This window comes from Herbaspirillum sp. AP02 (genome assembly GCF_015767275.1).
Classification (GTDB): Bacteria; Pseudomonadota; Gammaproteobacteria; order Burkholderiales; family Burkholderiaceae_D; genus Herbaspirillum.
Genome location: NZ_JADWMY010000009.1, coordinates 129,699 through 147,847, shown reverse-complemented (window position 1 = coordinate 147,847; position 18,149 = coordinate 129,699). Strand labels below are relative to the sequence as shown.

Genomic DNA, 18,149 nt, shown 5'->3' with positions numbered 1-18,149 from the left:
GGTGCCGGCATTGTACGCGAGCCGTCCGCAAAAACGATCAGGCCCGGTGCCTTGCGGTCACCGGGCCTGGTGGCGTGGGGAAGCGGGAATGCGGATCAGGCGCGGTAGCCCTTGCTGCTCATCGGCACGAAGGCCAGCAGCACGCCCAGGATCGACAAGCCGATCACGTACAGCGCCGGCCCCTGCGGGTCTGCCTTGATCCACAGCGAGATCAGCACCGGGGTCAGGCCGCCGAAGATGGCATAGGCCATGTTGTAGGCGAAGGACAGGCCGGTGAAGCGCACCGCCGGCGGAAAGGCGCGGGTCGAGACGATCGGGGTCAGCGAGATGCTGCCCACGAACAGGCCCACCAGCGCGTAGCCCCACACCAGCGATTCCGGCGAGCCCGGCAACTGGCCGTAGAACCACCAGGTGGACAAACCCAGCCCGCCCCAGCCGATGATCATGCTGGCGCGGGTGCCGATGCGGTCGCACAGCCAGCCGATGGTCAGGCAGCCGATGGTCAGCATCAGGGTGCCGGCGCAGTTGGCCTGCATCACCAGCTTGGCCGGCAGGTGATGCACGGTCTGCAGATAGGACGGGGTCATCAGGATCACCACCACCACGGCGCCCGAGAGGCACCAGGTCATGCCGGCAGTCAGTACGCTGGCGGCACGGTGCTCGCGCAGCACGGTCTTGAGCGGCAGTTCGTTGGATTGCTTGCGGCGCGCCGCCAGTTCGCGGAACACCGGTGTCTCTTCCAAGTAGCGACGCAGGTACACCGATACCAGGCCGAAAATGCCGCCCAGGATGAAGGGGATGCGCCAGGCGTAGGCAGCCACCTCGGCCGGGGCATAGGCGCTGTTGATGAAGATGCCCATCAGCGAACCCAGCAGGATGCCGCCGGTGATGCCGGCAGTCAGCGAGCCGACGCCGAAGCTGTAGCGGTTGGCCGGCACGTGCTCGGCCACGAACACCCAGGCGCCGGGCATCTCGCCGCCGATGGCCGCACCTTGCAGGGTGCGCATCAACAGCAGCAGGATGGGTGCGGCCACGCCGATACTGGCATAGGTCGGCAAGAGGCCGATCACCAGCGTGGGCACCGCCATCAGGAAGATCGACAGCGTGAACATGCGCTTGCGGCCGATCACATCGCCATAGTGCGCGATGATGATGCCGCCCACCGGACGCGCCAGGTAGCCCGCCGCGAAGATGCCGAAGGTCTGCAGCATGCGCAGCCATTCCGGCATGTCGGCCGGGAAGAACAGCTTGCCGACGACGGCGGCAAAGAACACGTAGATCACGAAGTCGTAGAACTCCAGCGTACCGCCCAGGGCCGACAGGCCCAGCGTGCGATAGTCGGAGGAAGTGAGGGGGCGATGCTGGGACTCGTTCAAGGCCCCGGTAAATTCAGCGGAAGTGGTCATGATGGTTCACTAACGGCAAAGCAGACATCCGGCCTGACTGCGCCGCTGCGCAAGGCGCATGGAAACGGCACAGCGGGCCGGATGGCCTGCTTCATCTTTTCGGTCGGGTGGCCGCAGACGGCATGTCTGCGCAGGACAGATTCAGCGGAAAACGTAGAGCAGAGATATACGATTTAGCGTCGAAACTGGCTTAATGATACCCGAAAGCGGCAAAACTTTCGCGGCGCAGCATTTCGTGCCGTGACTGGAAAGGTGCGCAGCATTGGCGGCGGTAGCACGTTGGGAGTGCTGCAGAAGGCAAAAAGCCCGCATTGCAATATATTCGCAATGCGAGCTTCAAATATGAACGGACTGGCAGGCAGTTCGCCCGCAAAAGCAGGTGGTACGGGCAGGGTTGCGAGCCGGCCGCCAATAAGCGGGTCAGGACTCCAGCACGATATCGACCGACGAACTGCGACGCAGCATCAGGAAGCCTTCGCCGTAGATGTTGCGAATCTGCATGGGAGACTCCGGCAGGGAGCGCAATTTCTGCCGTACCCGATAGATCAGTGCGTCGATGCGGTGGGCGTCGTACTCTTCCCCGCCGGACCGCAACAGGTCGAACAACTGGCCATGCGACACCGGATAATTCGGGCTTTGCAGCAAGGCCGCCAGGGCGGTGCTCTCCTTGTCGGTGAACTGCAGGGCCACCGACCCGTTGCTGGAAAGGCGTCCCGACCGGCGATGGAAGGCCCATTGCTCCGACTGCGCTGAACTCTGGTGCGGTGCCGTTTTCATGCGACGCGCCAGAGCGGTCAGGGTGGCCGAGACTTCGTCGAGCTTGACCGGCTTGGCCAGGTAATAGTCGGCGCCGTCGCTCATGCAGCGCACCCGATCTTCGCTGCGGGTCGCAGCGGTCAGCACGATGATGCCCATGGACGGGAAATGCTGACGCAGCGAAGCCAGTTCGGGCATCAGGCTGCCATCGGGCAAACCGACGTCGGATAACAGGATGTCGGGCTGGCGGCTCTTCAGGATATCCCGCGCCTGTGCCAATGCGGAACAGACCGAAATCTCATACCCCAACTCCCCCACATGCGCGCTCAGCGAATTGCGCCACTCGAGATCGCTTTCAACAATTAATACTTTCATACTCTAGCGTTCCGGATGAAAACTGTTTTTATGACTTCCGGAGCATCCCCCGCGTACTGTTCCGTACGTGCATCCGGGCCCACCTGCAGGCAGGGAGATGCTTTCCATAATCACAACGTTATACAGAAAATATCTGCGCATAAAATCATAAAAACTCGCAGATTCCTTAGCCCTGAAAACTCCGCTGCGCCTGGCTTTGCGCGCTTTGGCGCAGTAGCCCGGTGACCGTGCCCAGGAGGTGGTCGACCGAACAAGGCTTGAGAAGAAATGCGGCGATGGTGGGTATGCGGGCACTGGCCGCCGGCAGGTGTGCGCTGATCAATACCACCGGAATATGCCCGTAGCGTTCATGCGATTTGATATAGCGCGCCAGCTCCATACCATCCATGCGCGGCATGCGCAGATCGGTCAGCACCAGCGCCGGTATATCGGACTGCAGCATGGCGATGGCATCGACCCCGTCAGCCGCCGCCATGACCTTCAGCCCCCCCTGCCGCAGCAGCTCGCACAGCATCTCGCGCGAATCCGCGTGATCTTCGACGACCAGTACGGTCGTTTCCTTGTCGCTCGTTGCCACCACATCCCTCCTGTCATTCATCCCGTACGCGATGTCACGGTGACTTGTTGTGACTGATGGTGATGGTTGGCGAAGAATCGGGATATCAGGAAATTCCTGAAACTCTCGACAACATTGCTCCCTGGCTATGCACCGGGCAGACAAAGGCGCTGACCGGATGCGGTACGAAGGGGGTGGGCAGGTGGATAAAACGGGCTGCCAGCCCGCGCCCGGTCAAGCTCGACCGTACGACGGGTAGCGCGTGGGGGATCAGGAACGAAGAGGCAGCAGGCGCTGGATCTCTTCCAGCAGGCGGTCGAAGAAGACCGGCTTGCGCAGGAACAGGTTGTGACTGGATTGCGACAGATCGTGACGCTCCGGCGCCCCGCTGCACAGGATGACCGGCAGGGTCTGTCCCCCCGGCAAGGCGCGCAGCGCGGCGCACAGTTCCAGGCCGTTCATGACCGGCATCATGCAGTCCGAGATGACCAGGTCTGGCCACTCCTGCTGCGCCTTGGCCAGCGCATCGGCGCCGTGGATGGCCGTTACCACCCGAAAACCATGCAACTCCAGGAGCATGGAATAGGTATCGGTGATATCGATCTCATCGTCGACGATGAGCAGCAGCGGCAATGCCGCCATCGATGCGGATGACACGCCGGACATGGTCAACGTCCATCCGCAACCGGCGCGGGAGAGGGGGAAGCCAGGCCGTCGATCTCGATGCCGGCATCCGAAATGTTCATCAGGCGGCTGGCGCCGTCGTAACCGTTTTCGCGCAGTTTCATCACCGAAATCTGACGGCGGCTGACGTCGTGCTGGACCACATACTCCAGCAACATCATGTTTTCGTACAGTTGCGAAGAACTGGGATCAACCTGTGGGCGCGATTCGCGGAAATACGGCAACTGTTCGGTGATGAACGTGGTCACGCCGCGTGCCCGCAGTTCATTGGTCAGCGCCACCAGGAAAGGCCGCACACGCTGCTGCTGCACCACGATGCTGCGCAGGCCATCGACGCCATCGATCAGCAGGCGCGTCACGCCGCGGCTGGAAATGTTGTCCAGCATGCGCTTGGCCAGGTCGTCGCACAGCATTTCCAGCGGCAGCTGCCACATCATCTGCAAGGCGCCGCTGTCGATGTGCGCGTCCATCGGCATGCCTGCCTTGCGGGCTTTGGCCAGCAGGCGCTCGGGCGATTCGTAGAAACCCAGGATCAGGCACTGCTGGTCATCCTTCAAACCCTGTTCGATGAAATGCAGGCCCATCAGAGTCTTGCCCACGCCTGGGCTGCCCAGCAGGCAGGTCAGCGAACCGCTGACCACGCCGCCGCCGATGCATTTGTCCCAGGACGGGATGCCGACGCTGACATAACGGTCCGAGGTGCCCGGCACCTTGCCGGCGCGGGTGGCCGTGGCCTCGAAGCGGGGGAAGATCTCGACCCCGCTCTGATTGATCTCGAAGACGTGCTTGCCCAGCAGGTGATTGGCACCACGCAGCTTGAACACCTTGATCTCGCGCACCAGCTGCATGCCGGACTCGTGCTGGCTCAATTCGATGACGCCGTCCACCAGGGTATTTTCCGACTCGGGCATGTTGCCTTCCACCGGCGAGAGCAGGATAGTGGTGCAATTCATCGTAAAGACCAGCGCATTGAGCGAATGCATGAATTCCGACAGGTTCAGGTCCGACGGACCGGAATCGCGCACCGATCGGAAGCCATCGATGATCAGCATGGCCGGACGATGACGGTTCAGTTCGGCACTGATCAGCCGCAACAGGCCGCGCAAGCCTTCACTGGCCAATGCACCGTAACCGCTGAGCATCTGCATCTGCTCGCCAACCAGGCTTTCATCGAAGAAATCGAAATTGCTCACATGATTGAGCATCTTGGCGTGCGATTCGGCGATCAGCGTGAGCAGCATCACCTTGTTGCCACCGCGCGACTGCGCAAAGCCCACCTGGGAGGCCAGCGTGGTCTTGCCACTGCCGGCCAGCCCCTGGATCAGGTACAGGCTGCCCGCTGGCAGCCCGCCACCCAGAATCTCGTCGAAGCCGGCAATGCCCGTGCTGAGCAGAGGGATGCGACTGGGACGGTGGGGCGTGCCTGCGGCGGATGGATGGGGCTGTTGGTGATCGCTCATGTGGATGAATGCTCGAATTTTTATTGTGCGAAGAATTAATGAGTTTTCACGCATTATACGTTCGCCCACGATATGACTAAGGTTGTCATACAGCCCAAAAGTTGCACCTTTGGGCAGGTAAACTTCCTGACATCGGCTTCAGCGGGACGATTGGCCGCCGATAATACTGGAATCCATTTCCTGGCAAAGCGACCATGCAGATCACAAGGACAACAACGACGAACACCGAACAGCTCGCCTTACCGACGGCCAGCGATCAGGCCGCGACCAGCGCCGGGGCGCCGGCAACGGTGGCACCGAGTGTCGCCTCGACCGTGGTCAACCTGTCCGGGGAAGCCAGGCAGCGCCTGGCGGAGGAGTTGCAGAACAGCCTTGCCAGCCAGCCCGGGACGGACTCGTCCCAAGCCCAGGTGCAGGCCAGGCAGCGCAAGCTGATGGAAAAGCTGCTCAAGCGCACCGCGCTGCTGGAGATGGATGTCTTCAGCGAGATGCGCGAAAAAGTGAAGGCGCAACTGCAAAGGAAAGTGACGCTGCCACCCGCGCAACGGCAGGCAGCTGATGATCAGTTGCTACAGCGACAACAGGACGCCAGGCCGTCCGTCCCCACCTGATCTGGCAAGATCAGCCAGGCAGCGCGCGCGGCGCAGCTTGAACACGCTGACCGTGGCCACCACCGCAAAACCCCGGCCCTGCACGGCAGCCCCTGGCGCACCGCCGCTGACGTGTGGACGGCCGGATGCCAACGAAAAAAACGCTGTTCCCGGCAAGGAACAGCGTTTCCGTTGATGCCACGACCCGCCGATGCCGCTCAGGACTTGGCGTAGCGCCCCTCCAGCTCCGACTGGGCGCGCAGACGATCGTACTCGTTGCGTGGCAGCGGCTGGGCATCGACCTCGCCCAGCTTGTCCAGCGGAATGCGATAGGTCTCGCGTGCCGACCATGCCGCCAGGGCCGCCACCACCGTGATGCCGAAGGCAATGCAGCCGACCGTCAGCCAGATGTTGTTCGATCCTGGTGGCGCCACGGCGGTGAACAGGGCCGGCAACATGGCGGTGATCGCGGTCCCCACATTCTGGGCAATCGCCATGGCCGAGACACGCGCGCGGGCCGGGAACAGTTCGGGATAGAAACTCGGGAAGACCGCGTTATATCCCTGGTACACCACACCCCACATCAGGATCGACATGACGAAGGCAAGCTGGACATTGCGGATGCTGATCGCATACAGGTAGGCAAAGGCGAACAGACCCGCCAGCAGCGAGCCGACGATGATCGGCGGGCGACGACCGATGCGGTCCGACAGCTTGCCCACATAGGGAATCACCAGCACCGCCACGATGTTGCCCACGACGGGAATCCACAAATAGACATCCTTGGCGAAACCGATGCCATAGGCCGGCTGTACCGCATAGGCTGCGCCGAAGATGGTGGCCACCACCGGAATCACGTTCATCAACGCCATGCAGACCACGCGCAGCATGTTGGGCGTGCAATCACGGAAGGCCTCCACCACCGGCGAACGGCGCTTGGCCTGTTGCTGGTCGGCCGCCTTGAAGACCGGCGTTTCCTCGACCGTGCGACGGATGATCCAGCCGGCAATGATGACCAGGAAACTCAACAGGAAGGGAATGCGCCAGCCCCAGGCATTGAACTGCTCGGCCGGCATGTAGTGCGCCAGTGGCAGGAAGACCGCCGCCGCCAGGATCTGGCCGGCCTGCACCCCCTGCAGGGTAAAGCTGGAGAAATAGCCGCGCCGGCCGAAGGGGGAGTGCTCCAGGATCATGGAACTGGCACCGGAAATCTCGCCGGCCACCGCAAAGCCTTGTGCCAGCCGCATGATCACCAGCAGCGCGGGCGCCCACAGACCGACCTGGTCATAGGTGGGCAGCAGGCCGACGCCGATGGTGGAAAATCCCATCAGGAACATGCACCACAGCAGCACGTTCTTGCGGCCATGGGTATCGCCCAGGTGGCCGAGCACGAAGGCACCGATCGGGCGCGCCACGTAGCCCACGCCATAGGTCGCCAGCGAGGCGATGATGGCGGTGGTCGGATCGCCCTTGGGGAAAAACAGTTGCGGGAAGATCAGCGAGGCCGCCGTCGCATAGATGAAGAAGTCGTAGTACTCCAGCGCCGAGCCGATCCAGCCGCTGGCGGCGGCCTTCTTGCTCTGATGGGTAGAATCGTTGGTATGTGAGGATTGCATGGTGTCTCCGTCTGGTGAAGTCAGGGCCTGCCCCCCACCCAGGCTGCGCATGTGCAGACTCGGTGTGGGCAGGCCCCAGGCAAGCCGTCCTCGATGGAGCGGGCCGGCTTGCCTGGATGATGTCAGAAGCGATGCAGGATGCCCATCTGCAGGCCGACCAGGCTCTTGCCGTTGATATCGGCCCCGGCCAGGTTGCTGCCCGGCCCGGCCGAACCACTGAAGCGCCAGCCGGCATTGGACTGGTTCTTCATGTAGTTGGCGAATCCGTACAGGGTGGTACGTTTGGAAAGGTCGTAGTAGGCCCCGACGTTGCCACCCTGTGCGCCGCCCTGCTGGTGCGAGGTATCCACCATCACGCCATACAAGGCCCCGATGCGCAGCTGCGGGGTGAGGCGATAATCCGCCGAGACCTGGTAGACGTTATAGAAACGCTGGATGTTCGGATCATTGCCGGCGAAGAAATTATTGGGATTGCTGACATTGTTGAGAATGGTTGCGGCATTGTTGCCGTTGGCATTGGCGGTCGTGTTGTTGCTGCGAACGTAGGCCAGGTAAAACTTGCCGGCGCCATAGTCATAGTCGGCATAGACATTGTGGTATTGCACCGCGTTGTCGTAGCGACCGCCGGCATTGGGTTTTGCCAGCAGGCCGGCATAACCCGCGCGGTAAGGGCCGTTAGTGTAATCCACACCGAACTGGTAGACCCCGCGCCGCCCCAGGCCCTCGCCGGCAGTCTCCGGCATGGCGTAGTGGATGTCGAACTGGAAGCCGGCCCAGCGCGGCGACTTCCAGGACAGGTCATTGTCGAAGCGTGAAGGCACGCCAAAGGTATTGATGATGGAACCGTAGGTGGTGCGTTCGGTGTAGTCGATTGCACCACCGATGAAGAAGGGCACACTGTTCTGGCGGCCGATGCGGAATTCACCGGCCTCGGGGGTCTTGATGCCGACCCAGGACTGGCGATCGAACAGCCGGTTGCTGTCGGCCAGACCGCCGGTATCGCCGGCAAAACCATTTTCCAGCGTGAAGGTGGCCGCATAGCCGCCCCCCAGGTCTTCGCTGCCCTTGATGCCGATGCGACTGCGCAGGATCGCGCCGTCGTTGAGCGCCCACAGGCTCTTGCCACTGCTGCTGCGCATATAGCCCAGGTACTGGTCAACGGTGCCGTAGAGGGTGACGTTGCTGGTACTCTGTGCCAGCGCGCCTCCCGACGCGGCCAGCAGCAAGCCCATGGCGACGGGTGTCCGCAAGGTTCTGATGTTCATGTCTCGGTAATCTCTATTGTCGTTGTGGTGGGTAGAACAGCCCTGGCTGCGGGCGCAGGCATCCCCTGCCGACGCCGGGGCGACATGCGCGATGCAAGAAAGGGAATCGGAGCGTGCCGGCGCGCCGGCGGATGCTCAGGATGAAGGGCGCTGCGTTGTCATGTCGTCTCCTCTAGGGTGTGGATGTGGCCGTCGTCCGGACCGACATCGGAAAACCTGCCCGCTCTTGTATTTGTGTTGGGCGAGCTGGCCTGCATCTATGTGCGTCTATGTACCTCTATCGTTGGCAGATCAGGCCGGCCTCACGCGACCATCGCTTCGCGCACGCGCAAGCCGCGCCGCAGCACCTGATCGGTGACCCACTTGGCCGAACGGTGCGCGCGTCCCGCCACCACCGTCGGCGACATCTGCAGGTAATCATCGTTGAACACTTCGAAGCTGTAGTCGCCGCGATAACCGCCACGATGCAGGCGTCGCACCATGTCCGACAGTTCGGCCGAGTGCTCGCCCTCGCCGGGGAATACGCGCAGGTGGCGCGCCGTCTCCAGCCGCTCCTCGGGACTGCGGATGTCGCGCCACATGAAGTCCGACAATTGCACCATCACGATGCGGCGACCGGGAATGGCATCCAGGTCTTCCAGCGCACCGCGATTGGCGAGGATGTGGAAGGAATCGATGACCACGCCCAGGTTGGCGTGATCGGCCATCTCCACCACTTCCCAGGCCTGCATGTACTGGTTGATGTGGCGGCCCCAGGACAGTGCCTCGAAACCCACGCGTATGCCCAGCGGCACGGCCAGGTTGGCCAGCTTGGCCAGGTCGCGCGCGATATGGCGGGTGTCTCCGCTGGCGTGCTGCGAGGTCGAGGAACAGACCAGCAACAGCGGCGCACCGACCGCCTTGCAGATCTGCAGCAGGTTCTTGGCCACGTCCACCTTGTAGTCATGCAGCGTCCCCTGCAAGCCCTCATAGTCACGCATCACCTGGATGCCGGTGACGCGCACTCCACTCTCGCGCACCAGCTTCACGGCCGCCTCCAGCCCGCCGGGATAAGCCACCAGGTCCCTGGACCAGAGCATGATCTGCGTGAAGCCGGCCGCACGCGATGCCTGCAACTTGGACTCCAGTCCCCCCGGCAAGGTAATCGTATCCATGCCGAAATTATCGAGATTCATAATGCCTCCAGGTGACGGAAGTCGTCGGACGAAACATCCGGCCAGCCAAACAGTTCGAGATACAGCGGCGCCTGCTCGATCAACATCTCCTTGCCCTTCTGGATGCGGCAGCCCTTGGCCTGGGCCTGCAACAGCAACTGGCTCATCTCGATCTTCATGCCGCAATCGGCAACGACCGCATGCGGGTTCACGCCCTCCAGCGCAAACGGCATGGGGTCGCCGGCATGCATGCCCAGCGGCGTGCAGTTCACCAGCAGGTCCATGCCGCTGGCGTCCGGCTGGGCGAAGCGCACCCGGGTCGCGGGATAGGCTGCCTCGACCCGTGCCAGCAGGGCCTCGGCGCCCGCCCGGTTGGTATCGAACACACTGATCTCGGCCACCCCCTGGGCGGCCAGCGAGGCCACGATGGCACAACCGACCCCACCGGTACCCACCACCAGCGCCCGCGAGCTGTTCCATTGCAGCGCTCGATCGGCCGTCGTGCGGGCCAGGGCGCGGATGAAGCCTTCGCCATCGATCAGGTCGCCCCAGACCACGCCCTCGGCATCCCGATAGACGGCGTTGCAGGCGCCGGCCACGCGCGCGCGCAGCGTGGCCTGCTCGACCGCCTCCAGCGTCATCGGCTTGTGCGGGATGGAGACGAAGATACCGCCCACATTGGCCGTCTTCATGAACATGCGCACCGCTTCGCAGTAGCGCTCCGGTTCGATCTTGAAGGGAATGACCCGGGCATCCAGGTCGTGGCGCTTGAAATAGGCGTTGAACAGCGTCGGCGCCTTCACCTGTTCCACCGGCCAGCCGATGACGGGGAAGATGCGGGTGGTGCCTGTGATTTCCTTCATGATCCTAGTTCTGTTCTTTCCGGCTGCGCACCAGTTCGAAACTGACGCCGCCCTTGTAAAGCTGGGTGAGCGCACCGCGCTCGCTGATCTGGGTGGGCGCGCGATCGACGAAGACCACGCCACGTTCCTGCAATTGCCGCACCGCCTGCGGCACGTCCGGCGTACCCAGGCCCAGGCGCAGCAATTCCTCTTCCCAATGAATATCCTCGGTGCCCTCCGGGGGCTCGACCAACTGGATGTAGAACTGGCGACAAGGACTGGCCAGCAGCGTCCCCTTGGGCAGGATGCCGAAGAACTGCCCTTCCGGCAGCACCGTGAACCCCATCAGGGTGGAATAGAAGTCGTTCCACTCACGGGTGCGCTCCGGCCGCACCGCCTGCACCACGCCGAAGAAATGCAGCCCGGCCAGTGCGCTGGTCTTGCGCCGCTCCTGGCTGGAGGGCTTGAAGTCCACGTCATAGATGGAAAAGTCGCGATAGCGATCGACGAAATAGAGGATGGTGTCGCCGCAGCCATGGACGCCGGGGATGTTCAGTTCCATCGCCCCGGCCCGGGTCGGGATGGCCCAGGCCCCCAGTTCGGTGACGCGCCGATAGGCCTCGTTGGCGTCACGCACCCGCAGCGCGATGGCGCTCAGGTTGGTAGCCTGCACCTCGTGATCGAAGCCGGACCAGGCCGACACATCGGCATTGACGATCACGTTCATCTCGCCCTGCGAATACAGCACCACTTCGCGCGAGCGATGCCGCCCGACCTGCTCGAACCCCATGCGCTCCAGCACGGCGCCCAGCGCCAGCGGCTCGGTGGTGGCGTATTCGATGAACTCGATGCCGTCGATGCCAAGCGCATTGGTGGGGACAGGATTGTTTTCTATGGTGTTCATCTTGATCCCGATGATTTGTCTCGGAGCCGAGTATAGCCAAGCACCACCCCCACAGACAGCCCGATTTGACGTTAAACGTGCGATAATCGCGCAACTTGTTCGCCAATCACTCATTTTTGGATTTTTTTTACGATGATCGACCAAAACCCGGTGGACCTGGACATCCAGAAGCGTGATCTGATCGAGGGATTGATGAAGGGATTCGATGTCATCACCGCCTTCACCAGCGACGCCCCCCAACTGAGCGCCAGCGAAGTGGCCGAGCGTGTCGGCCTGACCCGCAGCGCCGCCCGACGCTACCTGCTCACGCTGGTGCACACCGGCATGGCGGCCTCGGACGGCAAGAAGTTCTGGCTCATGCCGCGCCTGTTGAACCTGGGGCAGTCCTACCTGGAGTCGGCGCGGGTGCCGCGCGCGGTGGTGCCGTTCCTGCAGCGGCTGACGCAGCAGTTGCAGGAATCGACCAATTTTTCGCTGCTCGATGGCGATGAGATCGTCTATGTGACGCGGGTCACGGCGGCGCAACTGGTCAACGCCGGCTTCGAACCTGGCACCCGCCTGCCGGCCTATACCACCACCGCCGGCCGGGTGCTGCTGGGTACGCGTGAGGATGCCGAGATCCAGGCCTATCTGGAGCGCATCACCCTGATCCCCCACACCCATATGGCCGTGACCGACAAGGCCGCGCTGTTCCAGGAGATCGTCACCATGCGCAAGCAGGGCTATGGCATCACGGAAAACCAGTTCGAGATGGGCATGCGCGGCATCGCCATCCCGGTCAAGAACCGCAATGGCCGCGTGATCGGCGCCCTCAGCGTGACCTCCAACCTGGCCGCCTGCTCGCGCGAGGATGCCATTGCACGCGGCGTGCCGGCGCTGCAGACCACGGCCAATACGTTGATGATGTGGGTGTAAGGAAGACCCGATGACCGAGCCTGATCAACCCGCATCGATGGACGCCGACCCGGGCGGCCTGTCGCGCCGCGACTGGATCGCCGGGCTGGAAAAGGGATTGCTGATCCTGGAAGCGTTCGACTACGACAACCAGCGCATGACCTCAGCCCAGGTGGCTGCCCGCACCGGCCTGTCGCGCACAGCCGCACGCCGCTATCTGCTGACCCTGGAACACCTGGGCTACCTGCACAGTGAAGGCAAGACCTTCGCGCTGACGCCCCGGGTGCTCAAGGTGGGCTGGTCGTATTTCGATTCGGCGCCGCTGCCGCGCATCCTGCAGCCGCACCTGCAACAGATCACCGGCCACACCGGCGAAGCGGTCTATGCCAGCGTGCTCGACGACTGGGAACTGGTCTTCATCGCCCGCAACGGCGCCACCCGCGTCATGACCACCGGCTTCGTGCTGGGCGCGCGGGTCCCGGCGCAACTGGCTTCACCGGGCATCGTGATGCTGGGCGCGCTGCAGGAAGAACAGGTGCGGGCCTGGCTGGCCACCTGCGCGATGACACCCTTCACCCCGCACACCATCACCGATCCCGAGCGCCTGTACGAGCTCATCGCCCAGGCCAGGGAACTCGGTTATGCGGTGGTCGAACAGCAATTGCAGACCGGCGTGCGCGGCATCGCGGTGCCGCTGAAGAACCGCCATGCCAGGGTGATCGGTGCCTTGAGCCTGAGCATCCCGATGGCCGCCGAAAACCGCGAACAGGCGCTGGAGCGCATCCTGCCTGCCCTGCAGCAGGCCGCCAACGCCCTGATCAACCAGGTCTGAGGATCAGGGCGAGACGGCTCAGAGTTCGGTGAAGACCGTCTCCACTGCCAGACGCGACTTCGGCAGCCTGGCATTGAAGTCATCGGCTCCGCTATAGCCCAGGCCGACCAGTACCACGCTGGTGAAGCCCTGCTCGCGCAGTCCCAGTTCCTCATCCAGCACCTTGGCATTGAAGCCTTCCATCGGCACCGCATCCACTTCCAGTTCGGCCGCGCCCAGCAGCAGCGTGCCCAGGGCCAGGTAGACCTGCTTTTCCATCCAGTGCTGGGCATCCTTCAATTCGTAGCGATGCAGGTTGCTGTACAACAGGCGCGAACCGCGCTGGCCGGCACGCGCCTCGTCGTTGACGAAGCGGCCATCGGCCTGTTCCTTTTCCAGCAAGGCATCGAGGTGGGCTTCGCTGATGGCGGTACGGGCGCACAGTACCAGCACGTGCGAGGCGTTGAGAATCTTGGGCAGGTTGTACGGATAGCCGGCCTCGGCCGCCTTGCCGATGCGCGCCTTGGCGGCGTCGGTCGACGCCAGTACGAAATGCCAGGGTTGGGAATTCACCGACGACGGCGCCAGGCGCAGCAGTTCGCGCAGTTCGGCGATGATGGTCTCGGGAATCTTGCGGCTGGGATCGAAGGCCTTGGTGGAATGGCGCTTGCGGGCGGCGTGGAGCAGGCTCATGGGATTTCCTTGCGTGAAAAGGTTGGCGATGGTGTTGAAGAATGCGGAGGCATGCCAGTGGGACGGCTGCTTGCATGACATCATCGGGCAGGAAACGCTTTCAAAACAGTACGGCGCGGCAAAAACATTTTCAAAAAAAAATTGAAAGTAGAATAGCCGCCTGATCTCACCTCTGCCTTGAAGCCCACCCATGATCCGCCTGGACGACCTCGCCATCTTCGTCTGCGCTGCCGACAATGGCAGCCTCTCCGCTGCTGCCCGCCAGCATGACGTCACGCCTGCCGTCGCCAGCGCCGCCATGAAGCGGCTGGAAGCCGAACTGGGCGCGCGCCTGCTGACCCGCTCCACCCGCAGCCTGCGCCTCACCCCCGATGGCGAGCGCTATCTGCAATACGCCCGCAATGCCCTGGCCGAAGTCAACGCCGGGCGTGACGCGGTGGCCCATGGCCGGCGCATGGTCGGTGGCAATCTCTCGCTGTCGGTACCCTCCGATTTCGGCCGCAACCTGATGTGCCGCTGGCTCGACGAATTCCAGGCCCTGCATCCGGCGGTCAGCCTGCAGGTACGCATCAGCGATCGTGTGGCCGACATGTTCCGGCAACCGGTGGAGGTGGCCATCCGCTACAGTCCGCCCGACGATTCCAGCCTGGTCGCCCTGCCACTGGCCCCGGAAAACCGGCGCGTGCTGTGCGCCTCGCCCGACTACCTGGCACGCCATGGACGCCCGCGCACGCCGGCTGACCTGCGCCAGCACAATTGCCTGCGCTACCTGCTGTCGGACATGCTGCATTCGCAGTGGACCTTCTTCAAGGACGGCACACCGATCCAGGTACAGGTCAGCGGCGACCGCGTCTGCGACGACGGCGAGCTGGTCCACCGCTGGGCGGTCGATGGCCGTGGCCTGGCCTACAAGTCGCGCCTGGACGTGCTGGCCGACCTGCGCAGCGGCAAGCTGGAAGCGGTGATGGAAGATTATCTCGGCGAACCCTCGCCACTGGATCTGGTGTGTACCCATCGCATGAGTCTGTCACCGACGGTACGGGCCCTGCGCGAACTGCTCGGCGAGCGCATCGCGCGTTATCTCGCCGACCGCTGAGGCGGGCATTGGGACCAGCGTTAACGCTGAAAGACAGCGCGACGTTCAGCCCCTGATCCAGCCCGGGCTCAAGCCTTCGTGGCCAGGCGGCGCCAGCCCATGGCGGGCAGCGCCGGCAGCAACAGGCCCAGGCACAGCAGGCCCATGCCCAGCAGCAGATCGGGCGAGAGACGCTCCCCGAAGATGAGCGACGACAGCGTCAGGCCCACCACCGGCACGCCCAGCATGCACACCGACACCGTCACCGGCGACAGGCGCTGGGTCATCTGCAACACGATCAGGAAGGTCAGCGCGGTGGCCAGCGGACCGGTATAGGCGATCACGCCCCAAGAATGCGGATCGGCCAGGAAGGTCGGCGCGCCATCGACCAGCATCGCCAGCACGCACAACGGCACCGCCGCCACCAGCGTCTGCCAGGGCAGCAGGTCGAAGTCCAGCTTCACGCCCGGGGTCAGCTTGATCTGCAGGATATTCATGGCCCACGACAGCGAAGCCGCGCCCAGCATCAGGTAGCCGATCATGCTGTGCAGGTCGGCATGCAACAGTGCCGGCAGCACGATCACGGCGATCCCCACATAGCTGCAGACGGTGGCCAGCGATTGCCGGCCGTTCAGTTTGTGCTTCAACACCAGCGCGGCGCCCGGCACCACCCAGATCGACGTGGCATAGGCGATCAGCGAAGCACGGCCCGGCATGACGAAATGCAAGGCACCGGTCACCAGTGCCGTGAACAAGCCCATCTGCAGCACCCCCACCCCGATCACCACCGGCCACTCCTGGCGAGTGGGCAGGCGCAGCTTGCCGATCACGACCGCGATCGCAAAGCTGAGCAGCGCCGCCGACAGGAAACGGCTGGCCGCAAACCACAGCGGCGGGATGAACTGGCTACCGAATTTCATCACCGGCCAGTTGCCGCCCCAGATGCAGATCGCTACCACCACGCAGACCAGGAACAGCCGGCTCATGGCCGGTTGCCGGGCAGGCGCGGATCGGGTGGCATGGCGGGTGGCAATGGCGGTGGACATCTCGGACTCCAGGGTGGGCAACAGGAGCGCCCCCATGTCCGATGGCCCATAAAAAGAAGGCCGCCGGATGCATGTTGCAGCGCATCCAAACGGCCTTCATGGTAGAGAACCGACGGCAAAAAGTGCTGCCGTATTTGATCTGCAGAAACAGCACTGACAGCATTTCCTGCTGCCATTTCCTGATTTTCAGATTATTTATTCGAACAAACCAAATTGGCGCAGCATGCACCACTTCGAACTGCATTGCTCCGGTTTGGCCACCAGGCCGCTGCGATGCCGCAGCAGCCACAATCATCATCCTCAGCGGGCGACCACCAGCGAGGACGAAGAAGACGGCATCGCCGGATGGGCATGGCGATCCAGCGTGAACACCCCGACCAGTCGCACCAGCTTGTCGGCCTGCTCCTGCAGGGACTGGGCGGCAGCGGCGGCCTGTTCCACCAGGGCCGCGTTCTGCTGGGTGGTCTCGTCCATCTGGGTGATGGCCTCGCCCACCTGCTCGATGCCGGAACTCTGCTCATGGCTGGCGGTAGCGATCTCGCTGACCACGGTTGACACCCCCTGGATGCTGGACACCACCTCCTGCATGGTCTGCCCGGCCTGCTGCACCAGATGTGTCCCGGCATCGACCTTGCCCACCGAGTCGTCGATCAGTTGCTTGATTTCCTTGGCCGCAGCCGCCGAGCGTTGCGCCAGCGAACGCACCTCGGAGGCTACCACCGCGAAGCCGCGTCCCTGCTCACCGGCGCGCGCTGCTTCCACGGCGGCGTTCAGTGCCAGGATATTGGTCTGGAAGGCGATGCCATCGATCACGCTGATGATGTCCACGATCTTGCGCGACGACGCATTGATGGAGGCCATGGTCTGCACCACCTGCCCCACCACCTCGCCGCCCTGGATCGCCACCTTGGCCGCACCGGACGCCAGTTCGTTGGCATGCTGGGCATTGGCCGCATTCTGCTTGACGGTGGAGGTCAGTTCTTCCATGGCCGAGGCGGTTTCTTCCAGCGAGCCGGCCTGCTGTTCGGTGCGGTTGGACAGGTCCATGTTGCCGTTGGCGATTTCATCGACCGAGGTCTTGATGGACTCGGTCGCGCCCTTGATACCGTGCACGGTATCGACCAGGCGGTCGCGCGTGTAGGCCACGGCCGCCACCAGGCTGCGCTCGTCGCCGCCCACGGTACGGATGGTACCGGTGAGGTCACCGGCGGCGATCTTGCGCGCCATTTCCACCGCCTCGCTGGGTTCGCCGCCGATGGAGCGGAAGATATTGCGCGAGACCAGGCCCGCGATCAGCGACAGGATCACGCCCAGCACCACCAGCACCACCACCGCCTGGATCAGGGCACGACGGAAATCGGCCTCGATATCGTCGGAATAGACGCTACAGATCAGGTCCCAGTTCCAGGGCTTGAAGCGCTTGACGAAGCCCAGCTTGGGACTGGGCTTGTCGCTGCCGGGTCGCGGCCACCAGTATTCGAGGTAGCCCTTGGCGTCTGCGGACGAACCGGTCGCGGCAATCATCTTGTAGAGCGCATTGCCCTTGGCATCCTTGAAATCGATCATGTTGCGGCCATCGAGCTTGCTATTGATCGGGTGCATCACGATGACCGAATCGGCGGCCACGATGGTGGCGTAGCCATCACCGGTATAGCGCTGGTCGCGCACGCGTGCAATGGCCCCCTTCTGTGCTTCTTCGCGAGACAGCTTGCCGTCCGCTTCCAGCTTGGCGTAGCCGGCGATGGTGCTATAGGCCATCTCGGTGACGTCTTCCAGTCCGCGTTGCCGCTCGGCAATCTGCAGGTCGCGGGTCTGGTAGGCATGCCAGACCGAGAGCACCAGCAGGGCGATCCAGGAGAACACCAGCGGAAGCCAGAGTTTTTTCTTCAGGGAGAGATTGTTCATGATCGGAAAGAGGTGGCCGTGGTTGCACTGCGTGTTTGAGGTGATCGGGAAAGCCGAATGCCCACGCCACCCGCTGCCGGGACCCCGGCGCGACGCTCACTCCCCCATCCTCGTTTA

Annotated in this window: 17 protein-coding genes; 4 read left to right on the top strand and 13 right to left on the bottom strand. The window is 63.2% G+C overall.

Features of this window, described 5'->3' with window-relative positions; all coding sequences use genetic code 11:
• Positions 1 to 95: 95 nt before the first annotated feature.
• The 5 genes from I5R65_RS18095 to I5R65_RS18075 form a co-directional block, all read right to left on the bottom strand.
• Positions 96 to 1,406 carry an MFS transporter gene (locus I5R65_RS18095; RefSeq protein WP_180666546.1) on the bottom strand — a complete coding sequence of 437 codons (1,311 nt, stop codon included), beginning with the start codon at positions 1,404 to 1,406 and terminating at the stop codon, positions 96 to 98.
• Positions 1,407 to 1,826: 420 nt separating this feature from the next.
• On the bottom strand, positions 1,827 to 2,537 hold the full coding sequence (locus tag I5R65_RS18090) for a response regulator transcription factor (protein ID WP_180666544.1): 711 nt from the start codon (positions 2,535 to 2,537) through the stop codon (positions 1,827 to 1,829).
• A 166-nt stretch (positions 2,538 to 2,703) separates the two neighbouring features.
• The gene (locus tag I5R65_RS18085) at positions 2,704 to 3,114 is read right to left on the bottom strand and encodes a response regulator (RefSeq protein WP_180666542.1); all 411 of its coding nucleotides are present in this window, start codon (positions 3,112 to 3,114) and stop codon (positions 2,704 to 2,706) included.
• A 249-nt stretch (positions 3,115 to 3,363) separates the two neighbouring features.
• Positions 3,364 to 3,759 (bottom strand): response regulator, encoded by a 396-nt coding sequence (locus I5R65_RS18080; RefSeq protein ID WP_180666540.1) that lies wholly within the window; start codon positions 3,757 to 3,759, stop codon positions 3,364 to 3,366.
• 2 nt (positions 3,760 to 3,761) lie between these two features.
• On the bottom strand, positions 3,762 to 5,237 hold the full coding sequence (locus I5R65_RS18075) for an ATPase domain-containing protein (RefSeq protein WP_180666538.1): 1,476 nt from the start codon (positions 5,235 to 5,237) through the stop codon (positions 3,762 to 3,764).
• 194 nt (positions 5,238 to 5,431) lie between these two features.
• On the opposite strand from I5R65_RS18075, the gene I5R65_RS18070 reads away from it, so the two are divergent.
• The gene (locus tag I5R65_RS18070) at positions 5,432 to 5,848 is read left to right on the top strand and encodes a hypothetical protein (RefSeq protein ID WP_180666536.1); all 417 of its coding nucleotides are present in this window, start codon (positions 5,432 to 5,434) and stop codon (positions 5,846 to 5,848) included.
• 197 nt (positions 5,849 to 6,045) lie between these two features.
• On the opposite strand, the gene I5R65_RS18065 is transcribed toward I5R65_RS18070, so the two are convergent.
• The 5 genes from I5R65_RS18065 to I5R65_RS18045 form a co-directional block, all read right to left on the bottom strand.
• Positions 6,046 to 7,443, bottom strand: a complete 1,398-nt coding sequence (locus I5R65_RS18065) for an MFS transporter (protein ID WP_180666534.1) — start codon at positions 7,441 to 7,443, stop codon at positions 6,046 to 6,048.
• A 122-nt stretch (positions 7,444 to 7,565) separates the two neighbouring features.
• Positions 7,566 to 8,708, bottom strand: a complete 1,143-nt coding sequence (locus tag I5R65_RS18060; protein ID WP_180666531.1) for a porin — start codon at positions 8,706 to 8,708, stop codon at positions 7,566 to 7,568.
• A 302-nt stretch (positions 8,709 to 9,010) separates the two neighbouring features.
• A complete protein-coding gene (locus tag I5R65_RS18055; protein ID WP_180666529.1) occupies positions 9,011 to 9,883 on the bottom strand; it encodes a sugar phosphate isomerase/epimerase in 873 nt (290 codons plus the stop codon).
• Positions 9,880 to 10,725, bottom strand: a complete 846-nt coding sequence (locus I5R65_RS18050) for a shikimate dehydrogenase (protein ID WP_180666527.1) — start codon at positions 10,723 to 10,725, stop codon at positions 9,880 to 9,882. Before I5R65_RS18050 ends, I5R65_RS18055 begins: the two co-directional genes overlap by 4 nt.
• 4 nt (positions 10,726 to 10,729) lie before the next feature.
• Positions 10,730 to 11,608 carry a 4-hydroxyphenylpyruvate dioxygenase gene (locus tag I5R65_RS18045; protein ID WP_180666525.1) on the bottom strand — a complete coding sequence of 293 codons (879 nt, stop codon included), beginning with the start codon at positions 11,606 to 11,608 and terminating at the stop codon, positions 10,730 to 10,732.
• Between the two features lie 132 nt (positions 11,609 to 11,740).
• On the opposite strand from I5R65_RS18045, the gene I5R65_RS18040 reads away from it, so the two are divergent.
• Together I5R65_RS18040 and I5R65_RS18035 are read left to right on the top strand one after the other, a co-directional pair.
• Entirely contained in the window at positions 11,741 to 12,523 is a 783-nt protein-coding gene (locus tag I5R65_RS18040) for an IclR family transcriptional regulator C-terminal domain-containing protein (RefSeq protein ID WP_180666524.1), read from the top strand.
• A 10-nt stretch (positions 12,524 to 12,533) separates the two neighbouring features.
• A complete protein-coding gene (locus I5R65_RS18035) occupies positions 12,534 to 13,334 on the top strand; it encodes an IclR family transcriptional regulator C-terminal domain-containing protein (protein ID WP_231395226.1) in 801 nt (266 codons plus the stop codon).
• A gap of 18 nt (positions 13,335 to 13,352) precedes the next feature.
• Here I5R65_RS18035 and nfsB read toward each other — a convergent pair whose 3' ends face one another.
• Positions 13,353 to 14,006: an oxygen-insensitive NAD(P)H nitroreductase gene (gene nfsB, locus I5R65_RS18030; RefSeq protein WP_180666522.1), complete on the bottom strand. Its 654-nt coding sequence runs from the start codon at positions 14,004 to 14,006 to the stop codon at positions 13,353 to 13,355.
• A 190-nt stretch (positions 14,007 to 14,196) separates the two neighbouring features.
• Between nfsB and I5R65_RS18025 the strand changes: the two genes are divergently transcribed.
• Positions 14,197 to 15,102, top strand: coding sequence for a LysR family transcriptional regulator (locus I5R65_RS18025; protein ID WP_180666520.1), 906 nt, complete (start codon positions 14,197 to 14,199; stop codon positions 15,100 to 15,102).
• A gap of 68 nt (positions 15,103 to 15,170) precedes the next feature.
• Here the strand turns inward: I5R65_RS18025 and I5R65_RS18020 are convergent, their stop codons facing one another.
• Positions 15,171 to 16,127, bottom strand: coding sequence for a DMT family transporter (locus tag I5R65_RS18020; RefSeq protein WP_180667024.1), 957 nt, complete (start codon positions 16,125 to 16,127; stop codon positions 15,171 to 15,173).
• Positions 16,128 to 16,427: 300 nt separating this feature from the next.
• Entirely contained in the window at positions 16,428 to 18,032 is a 1,605-nt protein-coding gene (locus I5R65_RS18015) for a methyl-accepting chemotaxis protein (protein ID WP_180666518.1), read from the bottom strand.
• Between the last annotated feature and the right edge of the window lie 117 nt (positions 18,033 to 18,149).